General features: G+C 72.5%; 21 protein-coding genes. 6 read left to right on the top strand and 15 right to left on the bottom strand.

All coding sequences use genetic code 11. The features are described from left to right. Nucleotides 1-16: 16 nt before the first annotated feature. The 8 genes from ACH4F2_RS05080 to ACH4F2_RS05045 form a co-directional block, all read right to left on the bottom strand. Nucleotides 17-871, bottom strand: a complete 855-nt coding sequence (locus tag ACH4F2_RS05080; RefSeq protein WP_398131300.1) for an ABC transporter ATP-binding protein — start codon at nucleotides 869-871, stop codon at nucleotides 17-19. After that, nucleotides 868-1920, bottom strand: coding sequence for a FecCD family ABC transporter permease (locus tag ACH4F2_RS05075; RefSeq protein WP_398131299.1), 1053 nt, complete (start codon nucleotides 1918-1920; stop codon nucleotides 868-870). The genes ACH4F2_RS05080 and ACH4F2_RS05075 overlap by 4 nt, the downstream gene beginning before the upstream one ends. Next, nucleotides 1917-2960 (bottom strand): FecCD family ABC transporter permease, encoded by a 1044-nt coding sequence (locus ACH4F2_RS05070; protein WP_398131298.1) that lies wholly within the window; start codon nucleotides 2958-2960, stop codon nucleotides 1917-1919. The genes ACH4F2_RS05075 and ACH4F2_RS05070 overlap by 4 nt, the downstream gene beginning before the upstream one ends. Further along, nucleotides 2957-4012 (bottom strand): iron-siderophore ABC transporter substrate-binding protein, encoded by a 1056-nt coding sequence (locus tag ACH4F2_RS05065; protein WP_398131297.1) that lies wholly within the window; start codon nucleotides 4010-4012, stop codon nucleotides 2957-2959. Before ACH4F2_RS05065 ends, ACH4F2_RS05070 begins: the two co-directional genes overlap by 4 nt. 209 nt (nucleotides 4013-4221) lie before the next feature. Continuing rightward, the gene (locus tag ACH4F2_RS05060) at nucleotides 4222-4992 is read right to left on the bottom strand and encodes an AraC family transcriptional regulator (protein WP_398131296.1); all 771 of its coding nucleotides are present in this window, start codon (nucleotides 4990-4992) and stop codon (nucleotides 4222-4224) included. 9 nt (nucleotides 4993-5001) lie between these two features. Then, nucleotides 5002-5451, bottom strand: coding sequence for an ATP-binding protein (locus ACH4F2_RS05055; RefSeq protein WP_398131295.1), 450 nt, complete (start codon nucleotides 5449-5451; stop codon nucleotides 5002-5004). A gap of 261 nt (nucleotides 5452-5712) precedes the next feature. After that, nucleotides 5713-6921, bottom strand: a complete 1209-nt coding sequence (locus ACH4F2_RS05050; RefSeq protein ID WP_398131577.1) for a PP2C family protein-serine/threonine phosphatase — start codon at nucleotides 6919-6921, stop codon at nucleotides 5713-5715. Between the two features lie 176 nt (nucleotides 6922-7097). Next, the gene (locus ACH4F2_RS05045) at nucleotides 7098-7475 is read right to left on the bottom strand and encodes an STAS domain-containing protein (RefSeq protein ID WP_398131294.1); all 378 of its coding nucleotides are present in this window, start codon (nucleotides 7473-7475) and stop codon (nucleotides 7098-7100) included. A 138-nt stretch (nucleotides 7476-7613) separates the two neighbouring features. On the opposite strand from ACH4F2_RS05045, the gene ACH4F2_RS05040 reads away from it, so the two are divergent. Beyond that, nucleotides 7614-7985, top strand: a complete 372-nt coding sequence (locus ACH4F2_RS05040) for a helix-turn-helix transcriptional regulator (RefSeq protein ID WP_398131293.1) — start codon at nucleotides 7614-7616, stop codon at nucleotides 7983-7985. Nucleotides 7986-8085: 100 nt separating this feature from the next. Here ACH4F2_RS05040 and ACH4F2_RS05035 read toward each other — a convergent pair whose 3' ends face one another. Then, complete coding sequence (locus ACH4F2_RS05035; RefSeq protein ID WP_398131292.1) at nucleotides 8086-8313, bottom strand: DUF5133 domain-containing protein; 228 nt, start codon at nucleotides 8311-8313, stop codon at nucleotides 8086-8088. Nucleotides 8314-8614: 301 nt separating this feature from the next. On the opposite strand from ACH4F2_RS05035, the gene ACH4F2_RS05030 reads away from it, so the two are divergent. Then, entirely contained in the window at nucleotides 8615-9037 is a 423-nt protein-coding gene (locus ACH4F2_RS05030) for an ATP-binding protein (RefSeq protein WP_398131291.1), read from the top strand. A gap of 189 nt (nucleotides 9038-9226) precedes the next feature. After that, nucleotides 9227-10291, top strand: coding sequence for a biotin/lipoate A/B protein ligase family protein (locus tag ACH4F2_RS05025; protein ID WP_398131290.1), 1065 nt, complete (start codon nucleotides 9227-9229; stop codon nucleotides 10289-10291). An 87-nt stretch (nucleotides 10292-10378) separates the two neighbouring features. On the opposite strand, the gene ACH4F2_RS05020 is transcribed toward ACH4F2_RS05025, so the two are convergent. Continuing rightward, a complete protein-coding gene (locus ACH4F2_RS05020; protein WP_398131289.1) occupies nucleotides 10379-11053 on the bottom strand; it encodes a response regulator in 675 nt (224 codons plus the stop codon). Beyond that, a complete protein-coding gene (locus ACH4F2_RS05015) occupies nucleotides 11050-12159 on the bottom strand; it encodes a sensor histidine kinase (RefSeq protein WP_398131288.1) in 1110 nt (369 codons plus the stop codon). Before ACH4F2_RS05015 ends, ACH4F2_RS05020 begins: the two co-directional genes overlap by 4 nt. Before the next feature lie 167 nt (nucleotides 12160-12326). On the opposite strand from ACH4F2_RS05015, the gene ACH4F2_RS05010 reads away from it, so the two are divergent. From ACH4F2_RS05010 to ACH4F2_RS05000, 3 genes are all read left to right on the top strand, one after another. Next, nucleotides 12327-13370 carry a DNA-binding protein gene (locus ACH4F2_RS05010; protein WP_398131287.1) on the top strand — a complete coding sequence of 348 codons (1044 nt, stop codon included), beginning with the start codon at nucleotides 12327-12329 and terminating at the stop codon, nucleotides 13368-13370. Then, complete coding sequence (locus ACH4F2_RS05005; protein ID WP_398131286.1) at nucleotides 13367-13651, top strand: hypothetical protein; 285 nt, start codon at nucleotides 13367-13369, stop codon at nucleotides 13649-13651. Before ACH4F2_RS05010 ends, ACH4F2_RS05005 begins: the two co-directional genes overlap by 4 nt. Before the next feature lie 171 nt (nucleotides 13652-13822). Continuing rightward, nucleotides 13823-14485 carry a hypothetical protein gene (locus ACH4F2_RS05000; RefSeq protein WP_398131285.1) on the top strand — a complete coding sequence of 221 codons (663 nt, stop codon included), beginning with the start codon at nucleotides 13823-13825 and terminating at the stop codon, nucleotides 14483-14485. A gap of 125 nt (nucleotides 14486-14610) precedes the next feature. Here ACH4F2_RS05000 and ACH4F2_RS04995 read toward each other — a convergent pair whose 3' ends face one another. From ACH4F2_RS04995 to ACH4F2_RS04980, 4 genes are all read right to left on the bottom strand, one after another. Beyond that, nucleotides 14611-15393: a BTAD domain-containing putative transcriptional regulator gene (locus tag ACH4F2_RS04995; RefSeq protein WP_398131284.1), complete on the bottom strand. Its 783-nt coding sequence runs from the start codon at nucleotides 15391-15393 to the stop codon at nucleotides 14611-14613. Between the two features lie 219 nt (nucleotides 15394-15612). After that, entirely contained in the window at nucleotides 15613-16653 is a 1041-nt protein-coding gene (locus tag ACH4F2_RS04990) for a sulfotransferase (protein WP_398131283.1), read from the bottom strand. Nucleotides 16654-16686: 33 nt separating this feature from the next. Continuing rightward, nucleotides 16687-17535 (bottom strand): class I SAM-dependent methyltransferase, encoded by an 849-nt coding sequence (locus tag ACH4F2_RS04985; protein WP_398131282.1) that lies wholly within the window; start codon nucleotides 17533-17535, stop codon nucleotides 16687-16689. Nucleotides 17536-17599: 64 nt separating this feature from the next. Then, nucleotides 17600-20836, bottom strand: coding sequence for a type 2 lanthipeptide synthetase LanM family protein (locus ACH4F2_RS04980; protein WP_398131281.1), 3237 nt, complete (start codon nucleotides 20834-20836; stop codon nucleotides 17600-17602). Nucleotides 20837-20870: the final 34 nt, after the last annotated feature.

The following is a 20870-nucleotide window of genomic DNA, read 5'->3' as shown; positions in this document are numbered from 1 at the left end:
GTGCCACCACGCGTGGTCAGCCCGTGCTCCGCGCGGTCGAAGGGGCCCCGGCCGTGGCCCCGGCATCCGCCGCCGTCGAGTGGTGGCGGCCGATCGGCAGCACGAGCGGCTTGCCGGAGACCGGGTCCTCGATGACGCGGCTCTCCATGCCGTACACGGCCCGGACGGTGTCCTCGGTCATCACTTCCCCGGTCGTACCGGCCGCGTGGAGTCGTCCGGAGGCCAGGGCGACGAGCCGGTCCGCGTAGCGTGCGGCCAGGTTGAGGTCGTGCAGGACCATGACGATCGTGGTGCCGCGGGTCCGGTTCAGGTCGGTCAGCAGGTCGAGGACCTCGATCTGGTGGCTGATGTCGAGGAACGTGGTGGGTTCGTCGAGGAGCAGCAGGTCGGTCTGCTGGGCCAGCGCCATCGCGATCCACACGCGCTGGCGCTGGCCGCCGGAGAGTTCGTCGACCGCCCTGTCCATCAGGTCGGTCGTGCGTGTCGCCTCCAGCGCGGCGGCGACCGCCTCGTCGTCCTTCGCCGTCCAGCGGGAGAAGGCGCGCTGATGGGGGTGGCGGCCCCGGCCGACCAGGTCCAGCACGGTGATGCCCTCGGGCGTGACGGGTGACTGGGGCAACAGGCCGAGGGTACGGGCGAGTTCCTTGGCGGGGGTGCGGTGGACCTCCCTGCCGTCCAGGACCACGCGGCCGGTGCGTGGGACGAGCAGTCGGGACATCGCGCGCAGCAGCGTCGACTTGCCGCAGGCGTTGGCGCCGACGATCACCGTGATCCGCCCGGCCGCGAGGGTCAGGTCCAGGCCCTCGATGACGGCTCGGTCGCCGTAGCCGAGCGTGAGGTCCTCGGTGGCGAGGGTGTGGGACGCGGTCACAGTGAGCCTCCGGCCCGGTTGGTGCGGACGATCAGGTAGACGAGGTAGGGCGCGCCGAGGACGCCGGTGACGATGCCCACGGGGTAGCGGGTGTCGAAGGCGTACTGGCCGGTGAAGTCGGCGACCAGCACGAGCAGGGCGCCGACGAGGCCGGCCGGCACCAGCAGGGATCCTCCGGTCCCCGTCAGCCGGGCGGCGATCGGCCCGGAGAGGAACGCGACGAAGGCGATCGGTCCGGCGGCCGCCGTGGCGAACGCGATCAGTCCGACGGCGGCGACGATCACCGTGACGCGGGTGCGTTCGACGCGGACGCCGAGCGCGGAGGCCGTGTCGTCGCCCAGACTCAGCGCGCTCAGGTCGCGGGCCCGGGACAGCAGCACGGGTCCGAGTACGAGCACGGCGAGGACGGCGGGCACGGTCTCCTCCCACGTGGTGCCGTTGAGGCTGCCCGTGAGCCAGCGCATCGCCTCCTGGAGGTCCCATTCACCGGCCTGCGACAGGACGTAGGAGGTGACGCTGTCGAGCAGGGCGGCGACACCGATGCCGATCAGGATGAGCCGGGTGCCGGCGACCCCGTCGCGGAACGCGAGGGTGTACATGAGCAGCGCCACCCCGAGCGCGGCGGCGATCGCCACGACCGACACCTCGGTGCCGCTCATCGAGAACGTCACGATGGCGATGGCCGCCGCCGCGCTCGCTCCCGAGCTGATGCCGATGACGTCGGGGCTGGCGAGCGGGTTGCGGAGCATCGTCTGGAAGGTGACGCCGGCCATGCCGAAGCTGAATCCGGCGGTCAGGGCGAGCACCGCCCGCGGCAGCCGCAGCGTGCCGACGGTGAAGGACGCGCCCGGGACCTGCTCGCCCATGACCACGCGCAGCACGTCGCCGGGCGGGTAGAAGGTGTGGCCGGCCATGAGTGTCATGACGAACGCGGCGACGACGAGGAGCAGCAGCGTCAGGACGAGAAGCCGGCGCCGGTACGCGCCGCGGACCCGTGCCCGGGTGACGGCCGCCCGCGTGGACGGGGCGCGGACGGCTGGGGCGCTCACAGGGACCTGACCTTCTGCCGGCGGACGATGTGGATGAAGAAGGGGGCGCCGACGATGGCGGTCAGGATCCCCACGTCGATCTCGGCCGGCCGGGCCACGACCCGGCCCACCACGTCCGCGGCCGTCAGGAGGACCGCGCCGCTCAGCGCGGAGAACGGCAGCAGCCAGCGGTGGTCGACGCCCGCCAGGAGCCGGCAGGCGTGCGGTACGACGAGACCGACGAAGACGATCGGTCCGGCGACGGCTGTGGACGCGCCGCACAGCACGACCGCGCCCAGCGCCGCGCCGGCCCGGACGAGGGCCACCCGCTCACCGAGCCCGGCGGCCATGTCGTCGCCCAGTGCCAGCGAGTTGAGGGCGCGGGCGGAGGCCAGGCAGATCACGAATCCGGCGGCGAGGAAGGGCAGGACGCTGCCGAGCTGGCCGTAGGAGGCGCCTCCGACGCCGCCGATCTGCCACAGCCGGAAGGCGTCGGAGATGTCGTTGCGGGGCAGTACGACGGCACTGACCAGTGAGGTCAGCGCGGCCGTGATGGCGGCACCGGCGAGGGCCAGCTTCAGGGGGGTGGCGCCGCCGCGGCCCAGCGAGCCGATGGCGTACACGAAGCCGGCGGTCAGCGCCGCCCCGAGCATCGCCACCCAGATGTACCCGGACACCGACGCGAGGCCGAAGTAGGCGATGGCGGTGACCACGGCCAGGGAGGCGCCCATGTTGACGCCGAGGATGCCGGGGTCGGCCAGGGGGTTGCGGGTCACCCCCTGCATGACCGCGCCGGAGAGTCCCAGGGCGGCGCCCACGACGACGGCGAGGAGGGTGCGGGGGATGCGCTTGGCGACCGCGGCCTCCTCCAGGGTGGACTCCGCTCCGCCGAGCGCCGCCCACACGTCGGACCAGGCGACGGTGCGGGAGCCGAAGGCGAGGGAGGCCGTCATGGCGGCGATGAGGACCGCGGCGACCACGAGGAGCCACAGGACGCGGACGCGCGCCGGACGCCGTACGAGGACGGCGTCCGGCGCGATCGGGGTGTCGGTGACGGTCACTTGACCTTGTCCGCGGCCGCGGCGAGCGCCTTCACGTAGTCGTCCAGGACGTACGGGATCGACAGCGGGGTGGGGTTGGCGGCGGTGGCCAGCGGGGTGCTGCCGGGCAGCAGGTAGATGGAGTCCCGCTCGACGGCGGCGAGCTTCGAGGTGAGCGGGTCCTCCTTGAGTGCCTTCAGCAGTTCGCCCGTGTCGTCGCCGTAGCCGGTGATGATGTCGACGTCGTTGAAGTCGTCAATGCGCTCGGCGCTCTTGGTGAGGACGAACTTCTTCGTCGACTCGGACGGCCCCGAGACGCTGGCGGGGATCTTCATGCCGAGGTCGGTGAAGAACTGCGTGCGGGTGTCGTGGGTCGTGTAGAAGCCGACCTGGCTGACGTCCTTGGACGACACGTGCGTCATGAACATCGCCGTCTTGCCCTTGAGCTGCGGGTACTTGGCGGCGGTCTCGCTGATCCGGCCCTCGAGCCCGCCGATGAGCTTGTCGCCCTCGTCGGCGAGTCCGATGGCCTTGCTGTTCTGGCGGATGATGTCGCGCCACGGGGTCGCCCAGGCGGCCTCGGGGTAGGCCACCACGGGGGCGATCTGGCTGAGGGTCTCGTAGTCCTGTTCGGTCAGCCCGGAGTACGCGGCGAGGATGACGTCCGGCTCGGTGTCGGCGACGGCCTCGAAGTCGATGCCGTCGGTCTCGTCGAACAGGACGGGCGTCTTGGCGCCGAGTTCCTCGAGGCGCTTCTCGGTCCAGGGCAGGACGCCGTCCGCGTCGTCGTCGCCGAAGGTGGCCTTGGCCATGCCGACGGGTACGACGCCGAGGGCGAGCGGCACTTCCTCGTTGGCCCAGTTCACGGTGGCGACGCGCTTGGGCTTCGAGGGGATCTCGGTGGTCCCGAGCGCGTGCTTGATCGTCACGGGGAACTGGCCGGAGCCGTCGGCGCCGGCACCGGCACCGGCGGCGCTGCTGTCGTCCTGGTCACCGTCCTGGCCGCCGCAGGCGGTGAGGACGGACAGGAGGGCCGCCGCGAGGGCGAGCGCGGGAAGGCGTGGAGGTCTCATCGACGCGTGTCGTCACTTTCGATGCAGGGTGCGACTTCAGAGGTGCACGGCAACTTAGGTAAGGCTTGCCTGCACAGCGTATGGAGCCGGTGTGCGCACATCAATCGAGCCTTTTCGACAGCCCTTGTAGCGATCGGGACATCGGCGGACACGGGCATCGCTACGGAACGGCGCCGGCTTCCGGGCAGGCCCTCGCCGCCCCCGCTGTGTCAGCGCGCCCGGAACCTGCCCGGAGTCGTGCCCGTCGTCCGCCGGAAGGCCGCCCCGAAGGCGCTCGCCGAGCGGTAGCCGACCGCGTCGGCCACCACGTCGACCTCGAATCCGCGGGAGAGGAGCTGCACGGCGTGCTGGGCCCGTACCGCGGCGACCCACCGGGCGAAACTCGTGCCCGTCTCGGTCCGGAACGCACGGGTCAGGGTGCGGGCACTGCACCCGAGGGAGGAGGCCCAGCCGGTCAGCGTCCGCTGGTGGGCGGGGTCGGCCCGTACCGCGTCCACGATGGGCCGCAGCAACGCGGACGTGGGCATCTGCACCAGCAGTGCCCGGGCCGACGGCCGCAGGACGTCGAGGACCATCGTCTCGGTCACGGCACGGGAGCGCGACGGCAGGTCCGCCTCCTCGAGCCGCTCCAGGAGGAGCCGGAGCAGCGGGGTGATGTCCACGGCGACCGGCACGTCGGGCAGCGCCGACACCGTGCCGTGCCGGAAGAAGTGGGCCCGGTACGAGGTGCCCGCGACCGCGGAGGCGGAGTGCAGCTGGCCCGCCGGCATCCACAGTCCCAGTGTCGGCGTGACGCACCACACGTGGGAACCCACCACGACCGTGGACGCGCCGTGCTCGTTCCACAGGAGTTCGTGCCACGGATGCGAGTGTTCGTTCCAGGCCGTGTCGTCGGCGACGACCTCCTCGTACCCCTTGATCACGAAGGGCACGTCCACTTCGCCGGCGGCGAGCGACGGCAGCTCCCTGGTGACACGCATGCGGTCAGGCTAACCGGCGTCGGACAGGGCGATGCGGGCCGTGATGCGTTTGCCGGCCGGCTCCTGCTCGATGAACAGGTCTTCGGTGACGGCCTTGACGATCTCCAGGCCGTGCTGGCCGATTCTGGCGGGATCGGCGGCCCGCGCGGTGGGAACGGTGGGGTCGCTGTCCCACACGACGACGTCCACGCGGCCGGCGGTGACGCGCAGTTCCATCAGGACGGGGCCGGGGGCGTACTTGCGGGCGTTGGTGACCAGTTCACTGACGACCAGTTGGGTCAGGTCCCGCACACGTGCGGTCACGGGCAGGTGGTGGTCGGCGCGGGCCCGGTCGAGGAAGACGGCGGCGTGGTGCCGGGCGTCCGCGATGCAGCCGTCGTCCCCGCCCAGGGCGTAGCCGGCGCGCATCGCGTGCTCGTCCGCTCCGGTACGACGGTCGTCGTCCGCGTGGGATCCCAATGGTCCCGCCCTCCTTCCCCCTCGCCCGCGCGGCAGTACCCGCCTCGCGGTCACCCGTTCCACAGCGGTGGCGCCCGGCAGCCGCACGAGCGCGTCCGGCCGGGACGGCCGAGCAGGGACACTCGCGTACGCCCCTGGCCCGGAGCAAGCGTAGACGCAGTCGGGGAGACGGTGACCGGCAACGGGAAAGCAGGCGGGGCGGGCGGCTGTCCGCCGGGTCCCGCGTGTCCGCGGTGTCCTCGTCGTGACCGGACCGCACGGTCACCGAGGTTCAGGGGTGGGCGTACCGCTGGTGCGGCGGCGCTCCGGACGGTTGCCGTGCCAGTCCAGGATCAGTGTGGTGGCATCGTCGGGCAGTGATCCCCCGCACGCGTCGTGGACCGCCGCGGTCAGCGCCCGGACCGCTTCACGGGGGTGTTCGTCGCGGGTGTCGCGGATGAGGGCCCGCAGGTCGACCGCGGCCGCGGCGCGGTCGTGCATGCCGTCGGTGATCAGCACCAGGCGGTCGCCGGGCTCCAGTCGCAGCCGCTGCACCTGGTAGGTGACCGGAGCGGGCACCCCGAACGGCATGTTCACCTTTATGGCCAGCTGGTCGACGCGGGTGCCGCGCAGCCGCAGGGGCCAGGGGTGGCCGGCGTTGACCAACTCGCAGGCGCCGGTGTCCAGCTGGACCCGCAGCAGCTGCCCGGTGGTCATGCCCCGGGCATGGCTGGTGATCGCCTCGTGGGCGGCGTACGCCTGGTCGAGGATGCCGCGTCCGGCGCGGCGTGCTCCGCGCAGCGCGTTGACGGTCAGCGTGGCCAGCAGTGCGGAGGCGGTGTCGTGTCCCATCGCGTCGGTGATCGACAGGTGGAGGGTGTCCTGGTCGAGGGCGTAGTCGTAGGTGTCGCCGCCGATGTCGTCGGCCGGGACCAGGCCTCCGACCAGGGTGAAGTGTTCGGCCTCGCAGCAGGGCGCCGACGGCAGCAGCTGGTGCTGGATCTCCGCGGCCAGGCTCATGGGGGTGGTGCGCCGGCAGCAGTGGTAGAGGTCGGTGAAGCGGCGGTCGGTGACCACGATGTACGCGAGCGCGTGCGCCGCCTGAGCCACCGCGTCGCGGACCGTGTCGTCCGCGTGCGGCACCACCAGGTCCAGTACGCCGATGCAGTCGCCTCGGTTCGTCACCGGGGCCACCATCCGGTGGCAGCCCTCCCCGTCGTCCTCCTGGTGCAGGCGCTGGGAGCGCAGTACCCGGTCGTACACGCTCCCCGCCAGCCCGAGTCTCTCCGGCTCACCGCGCTCCTGCTCCGCCGTACCGGCTCTGGGCAGCCGTACGGCTTCCCGACCGAGCATGTCGACGAACAGGAAGGACACTTCTCTCGCCGAGAACCGCTTCTCCAGGTTCCGGGCCACCACGTCCACCGACTCCACCGGCGCGGCTCCCTCCGCCGCCCGCAACACCTCGTCCAGGCCCAAGCCCTCACCACTCAGCACAGGCACCTCCCCAGTTCATCCACTTCGGATGCCCGGCGACCTGGCCCTTCACGCGTCGGCCCTCCGGCGGAGCGCGAGTCCGGTGCGGTGAGCCACACGCATACCGGCGCCGGTGCGAGGGCTGCGCTGCCCGGCTTCTGCCGCCGCTGACGCGCTGTGGCGTGCGGGACGGTCTAGCAGGCGGCGGCCTCCTCCACCGTCGCCCCCACCTTCAGGACGGTGTCGACTCCGGTGAGTTCCAGGATCCGCCGCAACTGCTGTGTCGGCGCGGCCACGCGCAGGTCGGTCGTGCGGTGGGTGAGGATCAGCAGGTTCAGCAGCGTCGAGTCCGCGAACGTGATGCCGGAGGCGTCCAGGACCACCTTCCGGTGCTCCGTGGCCGCGGTGTCCAGCGCGTCCGCCAGGGGCGTGATCGAGTGCATGTCGTAGGACCCGCGTGCGACGACGACCCAGGCGTCGCGCCATTCGTACTGCACCACCGCAGCCCCGTCCCACTCTCTCAGGCCGGCCTGTCCGGCCGACCGCTCCCCGATCCCGCCGCCCTCGCGCATGTGCCCTGATGTACAGGCCTCGTGCCAAGACACCCTCGGGCCCTCCTCTGAACTTTCCCGTGGGGTTCACGCCATCCGTTACGCGAAAAGTATGTCACGTATTCGGTGTCCGGCAACAAGGGTCCCTAGAATGCCCGCATGGTTGGACTGCCTGAATCTCACACCGGATGGACGTTCGTCACCAACCACGCGCGCGTGCTGGCGGCCATCGCCGACAACCCGAACGTCCGGATCCGTGACATCGCTGCCCACTGCCGGCTCACCGAGCGCGCCGTCCAGCGGATCATCTCCGATCTGGAGCAGGACGGTTACCTCTCCCACACCCGGGACGGGCGCAGCAACACGTACCGCATCGAGCCGGACAAGGTGCTGCGTCATCCGGCGGAAGCCGGCCTGTCCGTGGCCTCCCTGCTGTCGCTGCTCGTGCACGACGAGACCGACCGCATGCGGCCCGGGCCCCGGTCGCCGCACCCGGTGGACACCGGCGGGGCGAGGCAGCCCGGGCTGTAGCCCGTCCCGGGCGGTCAGGGCCGGCACGCCTCGCTCGTCCGGATACCGACGTGGCCCCCTCCTGCCCGCCGTGAGGACCGGCCCCGATGCGCTCGCGGAGTCAGGCGGTCAGGAGCGAGTCGTCCCCGGCGCGGGCTCCGGACAGCCGGCTGCGGGCGGCCTGCAGGGCGGCGCCGATGTCGCGGGTGCCGGTCGACACGCACAGCGTGTAGGCGACGTCGTCCATCCGTCGGCGCACTTCCTCACCGTTGCTCTCCGCGTGCAGGACGCGCAGCGTTTCGTACTGCTCGATCAGGTTCTTCAGCACGGCCGGGTGTGCCATGAGCATGGGGAGCCTCTCTTGTCACCACACGTCGCAGGGATTCTTCCCCGACCCGTCTGCCCCGGGCCCCGCCGGCCATTCTCGTCAAGAGCCGAACATGCTCCAGCAGCTCTCCGGCACGCGGGGATCCCTCATCTCCGCCCGGCGGCACCAGAGTTGGCGATGCCGAAGGCGCGCCCGCGCCCGCCGGGCCGACCGCCTGGGCGGGGCCCCCGCGCAGGGGCCGCGGGCCGGTCCCGGGCCGCACCGCTTCGATCAGCGAACCAGGGGTACTCGCGAAGCATGGACCGGAGCCGGGGGAATCACCGTGGATGAATCGTCGCTGCGGGCGGTGGGATGGGCGCGTTCGCTGCCGCTGCAGAGCAGCCCGAAGACGGCCCGCGACTGGGCCCGCGGGCACCTGGAGACGCTCGACTGGACCGACAGCGCTCCGCAGACGGTGGATGACGTGCTGCTCACCGTGTCCGAACTGGTCACCAACGCTCACGTGCACGCACATTCCCATGCTCAGCTGGTGATGACGTGGGACGGCCACTGCCTGCACGTCGCCGTGCACGACGCCTCCAGGGACCTGCCCGCACCGCGGCCCGCGAGCAGCCAACGCCTCGGCGGACGCGGCATGTTCCTCGTCGACGCCCTGGCCGACAGCTGGGAGGCCCGTCGGTGTCCGGACGGCAAGACCGTCATCGCATGTTTCCACCCGCCGACCGCGGACGGGGACGCTCGCTGAGGGGGCCTGCCGTTCGGCAGCGGAACCGGGCGGCGACGAGGGGACGACGCGCCCGAGCGGGAGCTCCACGCGGGCGCGTCCTCGGCGCGAGCGGGCGTTAGGGTGCGATACGAAGTATGTGCGCGTCTGTCCGGATGTCGGAGCAACTGGCTCACGACCCACCCCCGCGCACGGGAAGGGAACGAAGCCGTGCATGGCGAATACAAGGTGCCCGGCGGCAAGCTGGTCGTCGTGGACCTGGAGGTCGAAGGAGGTACCCTCCGCGACGTGAGAGTCGCCGGGGACTTCTTCCTCGAGCCCGACGAGGCGATCCTCTCGATCGACAACGCCCTGGAGGGCGCTCCCTCTTCGCTGGACACCGCGGGCCTGGCGGCCCGGATCACGGCGGCGCTGCCGGAGTCGACCGTCATGTTCGGGCTGACCGCGGAGGGTGTCGGCATCGCCGTTCGGCGAGCGCTGGCCCACGCGACCGAGTGGAGCGACTACGACTGGCAACTGGTGCACATGGAGCCGCAGGCCCCGGCCCTGCACATGGCACTGGACGAGGTTCTCACCGCCGAGGTGGCCGCCGGGCGACGGGCGCCCACGTTGCGGGTCTGGGAATGGGCCTCGCCCGCCGTGGTCATCGGCAGCTTCCAGTCACTGCGCAACGAGGTGGACCCCGAAGGGTCGGCGAAGCACGGAATGACCGTGGTGCGCCGCATCTCCGGCGGAGGGGCCATGTTCGTGGAGCCGCCGAGCACGATCACGTACTCCCTGTCGGTGCCGGAGGCGCTGGTCTCGGGCCTCTCCTTCGCCGACAGTTACGCCTATCTCGACGACTGGGTGCTGGGCGCACTCGGCGACATGGGCATCAAGGCCTGGTACCAGCCTCTCAACGACATCGCCACCGACGCCGGCAAGATCGCTGGTGCCGCCCAGAAGCGGATGGTCGGACCTGACGGTGGTCCTGGAGCCGTCCTGCACCACGTGACCATGTCGTACGACATCGACGCCGACAAGATGCTCGAGGTCTTGCGCATCGGCAAGGAGAAGATGTCCGACAAGGGCACCAAGAGCGCCAAGAAGCGCGTCGACCCGCTCCGCCGCCAGACGGGCCTAGCCCGGGAGCAGGTGATCGAGAACATGATCGCCTCCTTCCGCAACCGCTACGGCCTCGCGCAGGGGCACGTCACCCCGGAAGAGATGAGCCGCGCCGAAGAACTCGCCGCCACCAAGTTCAGTGGTGAGGAGTGGACCGCCCGCGTGCCGTAGAGCCCGCAGGCTCCGGTGGGCCGCGCTCCGGATGCCTCGCGGCCCGGTCTGCCGACCGTGCCGTGACCGCGGACCGGGCCGGCCCGCCTACCGCGCTCCGCGTGCCGCCACCAGGCCCGATTCGTAGGCGAACACCACGAGCTGCGCCCGGTCCCGGGCGCCCAGCTTGGTCATCGCCCGGCTGATGTGCGTCTTGGCGGTCAGGGGGCTGATCACCATGTGCCCGGCGATCTCCTCGTTGCTCAGTCCGCGGGCGGCGAGCGCGGTGACCTCGCGTTCGCGGCGGGTGAGGCAGTCCAGGCCGGGGGCGGTGGCCCGGTCCGGGGGCCGGGCCACGAACTCGCCGATCAGGGTGCGGGTGACCGACGGGGAGAGCAGCGCCTCACCGCGCGCCACCACCTCGATGGCCTGGAGCAGGTCGGCCGGCTCGGTGTCCTTCAGCAGGAAGCCGCTCGCACCCGCCCGCAGAGCCTCGAAGACGTACTCGTCCAGGCCGTAGTTGGTGAGGATGACCACCCGGACGGCGGCCAGGGCCGGATCGGCGGCGATACGACGGGTCGCCTCGATGCCCGACATCACGGGCATCTGCACGTCGACCAGTGCCACGTCGGGCACCTGGGCCCGCACCAGTGCCACGCCCTGTTCTCCGTCCGCGGCCTCGCCGACCACCTCGATGCCGTCCTCCGCGTCGAGGAGCGCCCGGAAGCCGGCGCGCATCAGCGCCTGGTCGTCGACGAGCACCACCCGCAGGACCTCGCTCACACCGTCTCCCCCAGTGGCAGCCGGGCCCGCACCGCGAAGCCGCCCTCCGCGCGCGGGGCGGCGGACAGGGTGCCGCCGAGAGCCGACACGCGTTCCCGCATGCCGGTCAGGCCGGTGCCCGGGGCCGGCGGGCGGGCCGGGTCGGCGGCTCCGTCGTCGTCCACGTCTATCGCCAACTCCCCGCTCCCTCGGCCGTAGTCGATCCGGACCCTCACCTTCGCCGGTCCCGCGTGCCGCGCCGCGTTGGTGAGCGCCTCCTGGACGATGCGATAGGCGGCCCGGTCGACGGCCCGCGGCAGCGGGCGCTCCTCACCGGTGACCGTCAGGCCGACGGCCAGACCGGCCGCGCGGGCCCGCTCCACGAGCAGCGCCGGGGTGCCGGCCGGTTCGTCGTCGCGCAGCACCTGGAGGGCGGAGCGCAGCTCACGCATCGCCTCGCCACTGGCCTCCTGGATGGCGAGCAGTGCCGGTGGCACCTCCTCGCCGCGTTTGCGGGCCAGGTGGACGGCGACGCCCGCCTGGAGCTTGACGATGGAGATGCTGTGCGTCAACGAGTCGTGCAACTCACGGGCGATACGCAGGCGCTCCTCGCCGGCGCGGCGCAGGGCCGCCTCCTCCCGGGTGCGTTCCGCCTCCATGGCGCGCTGTTCGGTCTGGCGCAGATACGCCTGCCAGTTCCGGTCGGCGAGTCCGGTCACCACCGCACACAGGAACCAGCCGGCGAGCAGCCCGGCCCGCTCGGCCACGTCCTGCGTGCCGGGGCCGGCCGCCACGTACCCGGCCAGGAACACCGCGCCGCCGGCCGCCGCCACGCCCCGGTGGCCGACCCGGGCCGCGGTGTGCACGGCGGCCAGCACGGGCAGCGCGGAGAGCGGCCCCGGGTGGGCGTGCAGGACGTAGGCGGTGCCGAGCACGGTGGCGACGGCGAGTACCGCGCGCGGGGCGGCGCGGTGGAAGGCGAGCGCCGCCGAGGCGAGGGCGACGAGCGTCCGGCCGAGGGCGTCCGTGCCGTCGTCGAAGGCGGCGGCGGTCGTACCGAGGGCACCGACCACGACCGCGAGGATCACGTCGGCGAGCCGTTCGCGATCGATCTGACGCCCACTCATGCCGGCACTTTAGACGGCGCGGCAGGCGGCCGCGTCGGCCCTGTGGACGGCTTTCGGACTACTCCCGGCGAAGTAGTGGCCGTCGGGGCCGGGCCTCGGCGGCGCAGTGCCGACTGCATCCGGCCGTACGACGACCCCGGGCACCCCGGTGACGGACGCTGCTGTCCATGCCCACACCCTTCCGTCACACCGAACCGCTTCCGCCGAAGGCGGCCACCGGCCGCGTCGCGGAGGTCTACGCGCAGATCGCCCGGGACTTCGGCATCGCCGGACCGTCCACCTTCGTCGTCCTCTCCTCGGCCCCCGCGCTCCTGGCCCCCGCCTGGGCCCTCATGCGCGAGTCCCTGATCGCCGGCCCCGGCGGCCGTACCGGCAAGGAGGTCGCCGCGTTCGGAGTGTCGCTCGCCAACAAGTGCCCGTTCTGCGTGGACGCGCACACCGTCCTGCTGCACGCGACCGGTGACCACGCCCTGGCCGAGCGGCTGGCCCGCGGACAGGAGCCGGAGGACGAGGGGCACGCGCGCGTGCTCGGCTGGGCGCGGCGCACCCGGGTTCCCGGGGCCGCCCGGGAGCCGTACCCGTTCCCGCGCGAGGAGGCTCCCGGCTACCTGGGCACCGTGCTGGCCTTCCACTTCATCAACCGTGTCGTGTCGGCCCTGGTGACCGAGAACCTGCTCCCGGGCGACGCCCAGCGGCTGCGCCCGGTACGCAGCCTGGCGGGCCGGTCGCTGTCCCGCGCCGTGCGCCGCCCCGCCGTGCCCGGCGCCGCCCTGCCCCTGCTCGACGGCCCCGGCCCGGGACCGGCGTGGGCGGCGGGCACGCCGGTGGGCCCCGCGTACGCGGCACTGCGCACCGCCGCCACGACGGGCGCGGGTCTCCTCGACGCCGACGACCAAGCCCTCGTCGGGCGGGCCCTGCGCGCCTGGGACGGCTCTCATCCGCCGCTCGCCCCGGACCCGTTCCCCGGCCGGCGGGAGCGGCCCGGCGCGCGGCTGGCGCTGCTGGCCGCCCTCGCGCCGTACCGGATCACGGACGCGGACGTCGCGGCGTGGCGCCGTCCCGAGCACACCGACCACTGCCTGGTGCACCTCGTCGCGTACGGCGCGTTCGCGGCCGTGGACCGCATCGAGACCGCCCTGACCGCCCCCACCGCCGAATCCGCCGAATCCACCGAATCCGTCGCTGTGCCCACCACCGAGGAGACCTCATGACCCTCACCGCCGGCCCTCGCCGGGCCGGAGACCGCACGGCCCTCGCCGCCGGCCCGCGCCGGGCCGAGGCCCACGGCGGCTACGGCGCGGTGGCCGCGACCGGCACGGTCGGCGCCGAGGTGGTCCGGGGCCGTGGCGCGCGGGAGGCCCTCGAGTTCCTGCTGTCACCCGTCCCCGGCGGCGCGCTCCCCGCCTCGCGGCTCGCCGGCCCGGCCGGGACGCCGTGTCCCTCCGCCACCGACGGCCGGGACGAGCCGGTGCGGCCGGCGGGTGGCCGGTGACGCCGGCCGGCCATGACGGCCCCCTCCTCCGGACCCGGCGCTCCCGTTCGTCTGCGTCACCGGGCGGCCACGCACCGAGTTCGCCCTTCCGCCTCACGGGGACTCGTGTGACACTGGCGTCCCGTCCGCAGTGCGGACCCTCTCCGCACCGTCCCCCACGAGAAGTGCGCCGTGCGTTCTCTTCCCCTGCCGCTTGCCCTGACCGCTCGCCTGGCGCCGGTCGCCGTGCTCGCCACGGCGGGCTGGGCGCTGTCGTCCGGGCCGGACACGTCGTCGGCCGCGAAGGACAAGACCCCTCCCGACACCACGAACCGGTCGGCCTCCGCACCGGCGACCGAGGCGGTGACGAAGACGTACGCCGCCGCCCCGGCGCCCTGCGAGAGCCTGGCCGGGAAGACGGTCACCTCGCTCGTCCCGGGCGCCAAGGCGGAGGGCAAGGAGATTCCGTCGACGGACACCGAGGTGCGCCGCACGTGCTCCTGGAACGCTCTCAAGGGGTACGACTACCGCTGGCTCGACGTCTCCTTCGAGGTGATGGAGTCGGACGAGGCGGCGCAGAAGTCGTACGAGGAGCGGACCGCCGGCAAGGCGGGCGGGGGCGCGGTACCCGGTCTCGGTGACGCCGCCTACTCCGTCGTGAACCTCACCACCGAGGACAAGCAGGAGACGCGCGAGGGCACCCTGATGACCCGTGTCGCCAACGCGCTGGTGGTCATCACGTACAACGGCAGCGACTTCGAGACGCGGAAGGCGCCCAGCACCGACGAGATCAACAAGGGTGCCATCAAGGCCGCCAAGGAGGCCGTGGAGGCCCTGGGGAACGGTCAGGGCTGACCGTGCCCGGAGGGCCGGCGCCCGCCGCGGGGCCCGGCCCGCCCGTCGTGCGGTCGTCGGACGGACCGGGCGCTTCCGCCTCCGGGCGCGGCTCGGCGCCGCTCGGCGGGATACGGCCGCGCGGTTCAGTGCCGCTCGGCGAGAAGCGGCGGTGAGACCGGTACGGGCTCGATGAGCTCGGTGTCGGACCGCAGGATCGCCTGTTCGAGGTCGCGGAGCTCCGGCCCCGGCTCGATGCCGAGTTCCTCCACCATCCGGTCGCGCGTGACGCGGTACGCGGTGAGCGCCTCGGCGACGCGTCCGCAGCGGTGGAGGGCGACCATGAGCTGCCCGACCAGCCGCTCACGCACGTAGTTGGTGCGGGCGGCGGCCATGAGGTCGTCCACGATCTCGTGGTGCTCACCCAGTCGCAGCCGCAGTTCGTACCACTCCTCGGCCACGGTGAGGCGCGTGTCCTCCAGACGGGCGCGCTCCATGTCCAGCATGGGGCAGTCGCCGACACCGGTCAGCGGAGTCCCGCGCCACAGGGTGAGCGACTGGTCCAGCAGTCGCGCCGCCTCGGCCGGGTCGTGCCGCCGGACGGCGCGGGAACGCCGCACGAGCTCCTGGAACCCCTCGACGTCGATGGCGTACTGATGGCCCGTCAGCCAGTATCCGCCCGACTTGGTTTCTATGAGCGGGGCCGGCAGTGCCTTGCGCAGCCGCCTGACGTAGTTGCGCAGGGTGACGGCGGCCGTCACCGGGGGCGTCGCTCCCCACAACTGGTCGATCAGTTCGGTGGAGGTCGTCACCCGTCCCCGGCTCAGTGCCAGGGTGGCGAGCGTCGCACGCAGCCGGGGCGCACGCACGGCCCAGGGAGTCCCGTCGTCGTCGACCACTTCCACCGCGCCCAGCAGCCTAATCTCCATGACAGGCCCCGAGCGCCGAGCCGGTACATCCCCGGGCACCCCGGCTCCGGACATGACGTCCGGCGTTGCCTCCCGGATTCCTTCCTTCGACACGGAACACTGCGTTCATCAGTACCACTCCCCCGGAATGCAATCGCTTGCGGGACGGCCGATCCGGCCTTCCACTCGCTGACCCGTGCGGCGGCCCTTCGCTGCGCGCGCCGGCGCCGCGGCGGTCGCTCACGTGGCGGCGAGCGCTTCGCGCAGCACCCGGGCACCGGGCGAGCAGCGCTCCTCCAGTGCGGCCAGCTCCCGCGCGGGCAGGCGCGAAGCCGCGCCGCGGCGGCTGCCGTCCAGAAGGCGGCGTCCGGCCTCGAGCCACTCCGCGTGCGGCTCCACTCCCGCGAACTCCGCGAGCCTGGTCAGTTCCTCGTCCGGCGCGGCGAGGAGCCGCTCGTATCCCAGCGCCGTCCGCGACGCGGCGGGCACCGCCGCCAGGTGGACGGCCCCCTGCTTGATCATTTCGGACCACACCGACCCGAAGACGGCCGGCGACGGGCTGTGATCCATGATCCGTACGGGGTCGAATCGGTTGGCGACCACCTCCGCCAGGCCGGTCGGCAGCTGCCGTACATGGGCGTCGGTCAGCTCGGAGAGGTGGTCGACCCCGGTCCGCTCCAGGATGTCGAGGGCCAGCCCCGCGGCCCGGTAGCCCGGGTGCCGGCTCATGGACAGCGCGCAGTCGGGGCCGTGGCGGTACATGTGGACGAACCGTGCCCCGGGGAACGACGCGTGGAGCGTGGGGACCCAGGCGAGGGAATGACCGGATCGCTCGACGACCGCCCGCCGCCCGAACCGGTCGGCCAGCAACGCGAAGAAGGATTCGTAGTGCCGTGCCGCCGGCCGTCTGGGCCATGAGGTGACACGCGGGGCGAGTTCGTCGAGCAGACCGTCGGGGTCGTCGGTGAGGTGCGGCAGCACCATGAGGCTGAGCGCCGGTGTCCCGGTGGGTCCGGCCTCGTGCCCGCCGGACCGCCGGGCGTGGAGGAACTCCGGCAAGGGTGTGCCCGCGCGGATCATCGCGTCGAACACCGGGTGCGGGTCGGTGAGGATCCGCCAGAAGCGCTCGCCGTCGACGGGCTCTCCGGTCAGTCCGGCCGGGCCGTTCAGCGAGACGAACAGCTCGTTGAGGCTCAGCACGTCGGGGTGGAGGTTCAGGATGCGGGACAGCGCGGTGGAACCGGTGCGGCCGGTACCCACGACGAAAGTCAGTGGTCGCATGCCCGCATTCCATCCGTGCGCTCTATCGCCTCCCTATTTTTCCGCGGAGCGCACGGTTCGGTTACCGGCCCGGGTGGCCGGTTCTGGCCGTCGCGCGACATAGACGATCTTCGGGTGCCGCTGCTCGTCGGCGGGCTGGACCAGCTTGCCGGGGGCGGTCATGTCCCCGAACCCGTACGAGCCGACCAGGTCCAGACCCGCGTCGGCGAGGGCGGCGCGGACCGTGTCGTCGCTGAAGTGGTGCTCCAGCACACTGGCGTCCCTGCGGGCCCACAGGCCGTCGCCCTGGTGCCGGAAGGCCGTCATACGGGCCTCGGCCGGGGAGTCGGCGGCGGGCTTCGCCGTCATCCCGGTCGCGATGAGAACGATGTCGTCGCGTTCGATGACGTTGCGGCGCCTGAGGCCGTAGCCCACGGTGAACGTGGCGAGGGTGTTGGTGTCGAAGACCAGGAGTCCTCCCGGGGCCAGCGCGCCGGCGCTGCTGCGCACGGCGGCTCCCAGGTCCGCGGGGCCGAGCAGGTGGTTGGCCACGTCGTCCAGCCAGTGGATGATGTGGAAGCCGTCCAGGGAGGACGGCAGCGAGCGCATGTCCGCCTGGAGGAAGGTGACTTCGCCCGCCTGGTCCTTGGCCCGCGCGACCTCGAGCATCCCCTCGGAGATGTCGCAGGCCGTGACCTCGAAGCCCCGGCGGTGCAGAGCCAGGCTGCTGGTGCCCGTTCCACAGCCGACGTCGAGGAAGCGGCGGCCGGTGCAGCCCTGCTCCTTGAGGACCTCTTCCAGGAGGTCGGCCCAGATCTCGTAGTCGGCGGGCGTCTTCAGCACGTCGTACACGTCGGCCAGGGCGTGGTGGTAGAGGTCCGCGGGGGCGGTGGTCCGTGTCATCTACGAACTCCGGATTCAGTGGTGGATCGTCTGTCGGGGCCGTGCGTTGCGGGACGCGGGCCGGTCACCCGCCCAGGGGCGACGGCTCGAGGCCGGCCGGGGGCTGCAGCCACAGCACGGAGGGGACGCGTTCGGGAGCGGCGAGGCGCATGAGTCCCATGCACACGCCGGCGGTGCCGATCATCATGCCCGGCACGTCCACGGGCGCGCCCGGTACGCCGCTGCGGACGCCCGTCTCGTCGATGCGGGTGAGGGTCGCCTGCGCGATGTGCTCCGCGGTCCGCCGCCAGTGCGCCGCCCGGTCCGCGTCGGGGAGTGTCCGGGCGGCCAGCGTGAAGAGCTCGAGGTTGCCGAAATCGCCGTGGCACAGGCTGTGGTTGTGCCCGAAGCCCCAGTCCTGCGCCGTTTCCAGCGCCACCCGGGCCTCGTCCAGCATCCGCTCGTCCGGCTCACCGCGTGACATCAGCAGCCGGGACAGGCCGATCCCGACACCGCCGTTGCACCACCAGCCGGCCTGCTCCTGCTGCCGGTCGGACGTGATGCCCTGCTCCTGGCGCAGATCGCGCCAGCGGCCTTGCTCCGGGACGAACAGCCGGCGGTCGAACTCCACGGCCTTCGCGGAGAGTTCCCGCAGGTCGGTTGAGCCGAACAGGTCGGCCAGTTCGGACAGCGCCCAGGCGATTCCGGCGGAGCCGTGCGAGAAGCCGCCGAGGGGCGGTGACTTCTCCGCCGGCTTCCAGCCTGCCGCTCCCCGGGACTCGACAGCGGTCTCGGTGAGACGGTGCGCGCACAGCTCGGCCACCTCACGCCACCGTGCGTCACCGTGGCGCCGGTACAGCCCGGCGGCGACGACACCGCAGCCGGCCAGGCCGCCGATCACGTCCGGCGCGGGCTCCTCCTTCGCCGTGCGCAGCAGCAGCGGTGCGGCGGCGGCGATCTCCTCGGCGTAGTGGGGGTCGCCGGTGAGCCACGCGAGGTGGTCCAGTGCGTACAGCAGTCCGCTGATGCCGTCGAAGGCTCCGCAGGACGCGCCCAGCCCGTGCTCCGCCGCGTCCCTGAGGTGGTCCACCACCGGTACCGCGCTGCGCCGGGCGAGGTCCAGGTACCGGTCGCTGCCGTGGAGGGCGGCGGCGTACCCGAACATCACAGCCGTGCCGGCGAGGCCGTCGTACAGCCCCGTGCCGAGCGGCTTGTAGGTGAGGGCGTCCTCCCGTCCGCCGTCGATGCTGATGCCGATCCAGCTGCAGTCGGTACGGCCGAGGACGACGCGGTCCGCCAGCTGGGCGGCGAGCCTGTCGGAGGCGGCCGCCGCGGCTTCGGGGGCGAAGGGCCGCCCGTCGCCCGGGGTCCGTCGGCGTGCCTGCCAGGCGCCGCCGGCCAGGGTGCTCATCGTCTCCCGGACGATGCGCTCCTGGACGTCTCGGTGGTCGGCTCCGTAGCGCCGGAACCGGCTGCTCATGACGTCGAGGCTCGGCCGGGTGAAGTAGCCGGGGACCTGTCCGTATCCCGGGGCGTCGAGTTCGGTGCCGCTCGGCCGGGTGCGGAAGCACGGGATGTCGCCGTGCAGCAGCTGGCGTTTCTCCAGCTCGACGAGCGGGACGAGGCCCGGGCGGGTGTCGGCCGCCGCCCACAGCTTGTCCAGGAGCCGCTCGCGGTCGAGTGCGTCGCGCAGGTAGTCCGGGTGGTAGCTCTCCGTCAGGAACAGGCCGTACCGCCGGGTCTGCCGGGCGAGGTGGCGGATCTCGACGTCGGCCGCCCGGTCGAGGATGCCCTGGAAGGCGTCGCTGTTCTTGGTGAGGATGTCGTACGTCTCGTTGAAACCGGCGACGATCTCCTCCGTGTGGTCCTCGGGCCGCACCTCTCCGTCCGTCGTGAAGGGCCGGTTGAGGGACTTCTGCATCTCGGGGAAGCGGGCCTCGATCCTCATCGTGTCCCGGTACTCGTCGACCACCGCCGGCAGGGCCCTGGACGCCTCCTGGGGCATACCGCCGCCGATGCCGCTGAGGTCGACGCCGCCCCTTCGGTGGTCGCCGAAGACCAGGGCGGGCAGCATCCCGGTGGCGAGCACGCTCTCGAAGAGCGTGTGCATCGCGATCTCGTGGGCGGTGATCGCCTCGTCCTCGTACGGAGCGTGCTGGAACACCGTTTCCAGGTCGACCGGGACGGGGTGCGCTCCGGCCGCGATGATGTTCTCGAGGTGGAAGTCGATGGCGCCGAGGTACAGCAGGTTCGCCAGTGTTCCGCCGACCCGCCGGTAGAAGGCGGGTACGTCCTCGGCCGACGCGCAGGGCACGTGCTCGACGAACTCGCACCACCCGTAGTCGTTCCGCTCGATCACCCGCATGGCCCGGTTGCCGAAGCGCGGCCCGTGGGCGTTGACCGCCCGCACGACCTCGCTGTACAGCATCTCCGTGGCCATCGAGCGTGGCTTGTAGACCACACGGCTGCCGTCCTCGAAGGTCAGCGCGACGACGGACCGCCCCTTGTTGTGGGGGTCTCCGAGGTCGAGCCGTATGTCGCGGGGGTCGCCGGCGGAGGGGCCGACGAGTCCGAGCGCGCGCAGTTCCGGCATGTCCGTGACCAGGCGGCCGAGCATCTCGGTGACGTGGGCGACCCACTGGCCGCCGCTCTCCGTCATCGACCGGCCCAGCACGGGGTACTCGTCGAACAGTGCCCGGAGGTAGGCGGGTTCGGTCAGCAGCTCCCTGCTGTACCAGTCGTAGCGCTCCTCGGGGGTGGCTCCCTCCAGCCGGCCGTCGACCCGTGCGACGTTGAGTTCCAGGATGAGGGTCCGCAGGGAGATCAGCAGCAGGCGGTTGGCGAGCGAGCCGAGCAGCTGGCCGCGCAGGGCGTGCGCGATGCGGCGTGCCGCCTCGGGCCGCGGTCCTGCGGCGAGCCTGTCCGAGAGCCGTCCTTCGTAGTGGGCGAGCAGCGGGCCCAGCAGGCCCTCGAACGGCAGTCGTGGGAAGACGGTGGCGAACTGCTTGGTGCTCAGTGCCAGGTCCACGGCGTCGAGGCACGGTGTCGCCAGCGCGGCGGCGAGCTCCTCGGTCCACGCGGTCGCCCCGGGCGCCGGGGTGAAGGGTCCCTCACCGATCCGGGCCCCGAAGGTCTCCTCCGTCAGGCCCGTCTGCCGCAGCCGGGTCCGGAAGGTCTCCTCGGACGTCAGCATCGACTCCCGCCAGGCGGCCACCGCCGGAGCGTTCCCGCCGCCGGTGCCCGGGTTCTCCGCCGGTGTGCGCTCGTGGCTGTAGGCGGCGTTGGCCGAGCGGGCGAACGTGGTCTCTTCGGCGACGGTCATGTCACTCCAAACGTGCGTCCGTGCTGACGGTGGG

The organism is Streptomyces sp. NPDC017890 (assembly GCF_044328675.1).
GTDB lineage: Bacteria > Actinomycetota > Actinomycetes > Streptomycetales > Streptomycetaceae > Streptomyces.
Note: the sequence above shows the minus strand (reverse complement) of the source record. Positions and strands in the feature narration are given on the sequence as shown.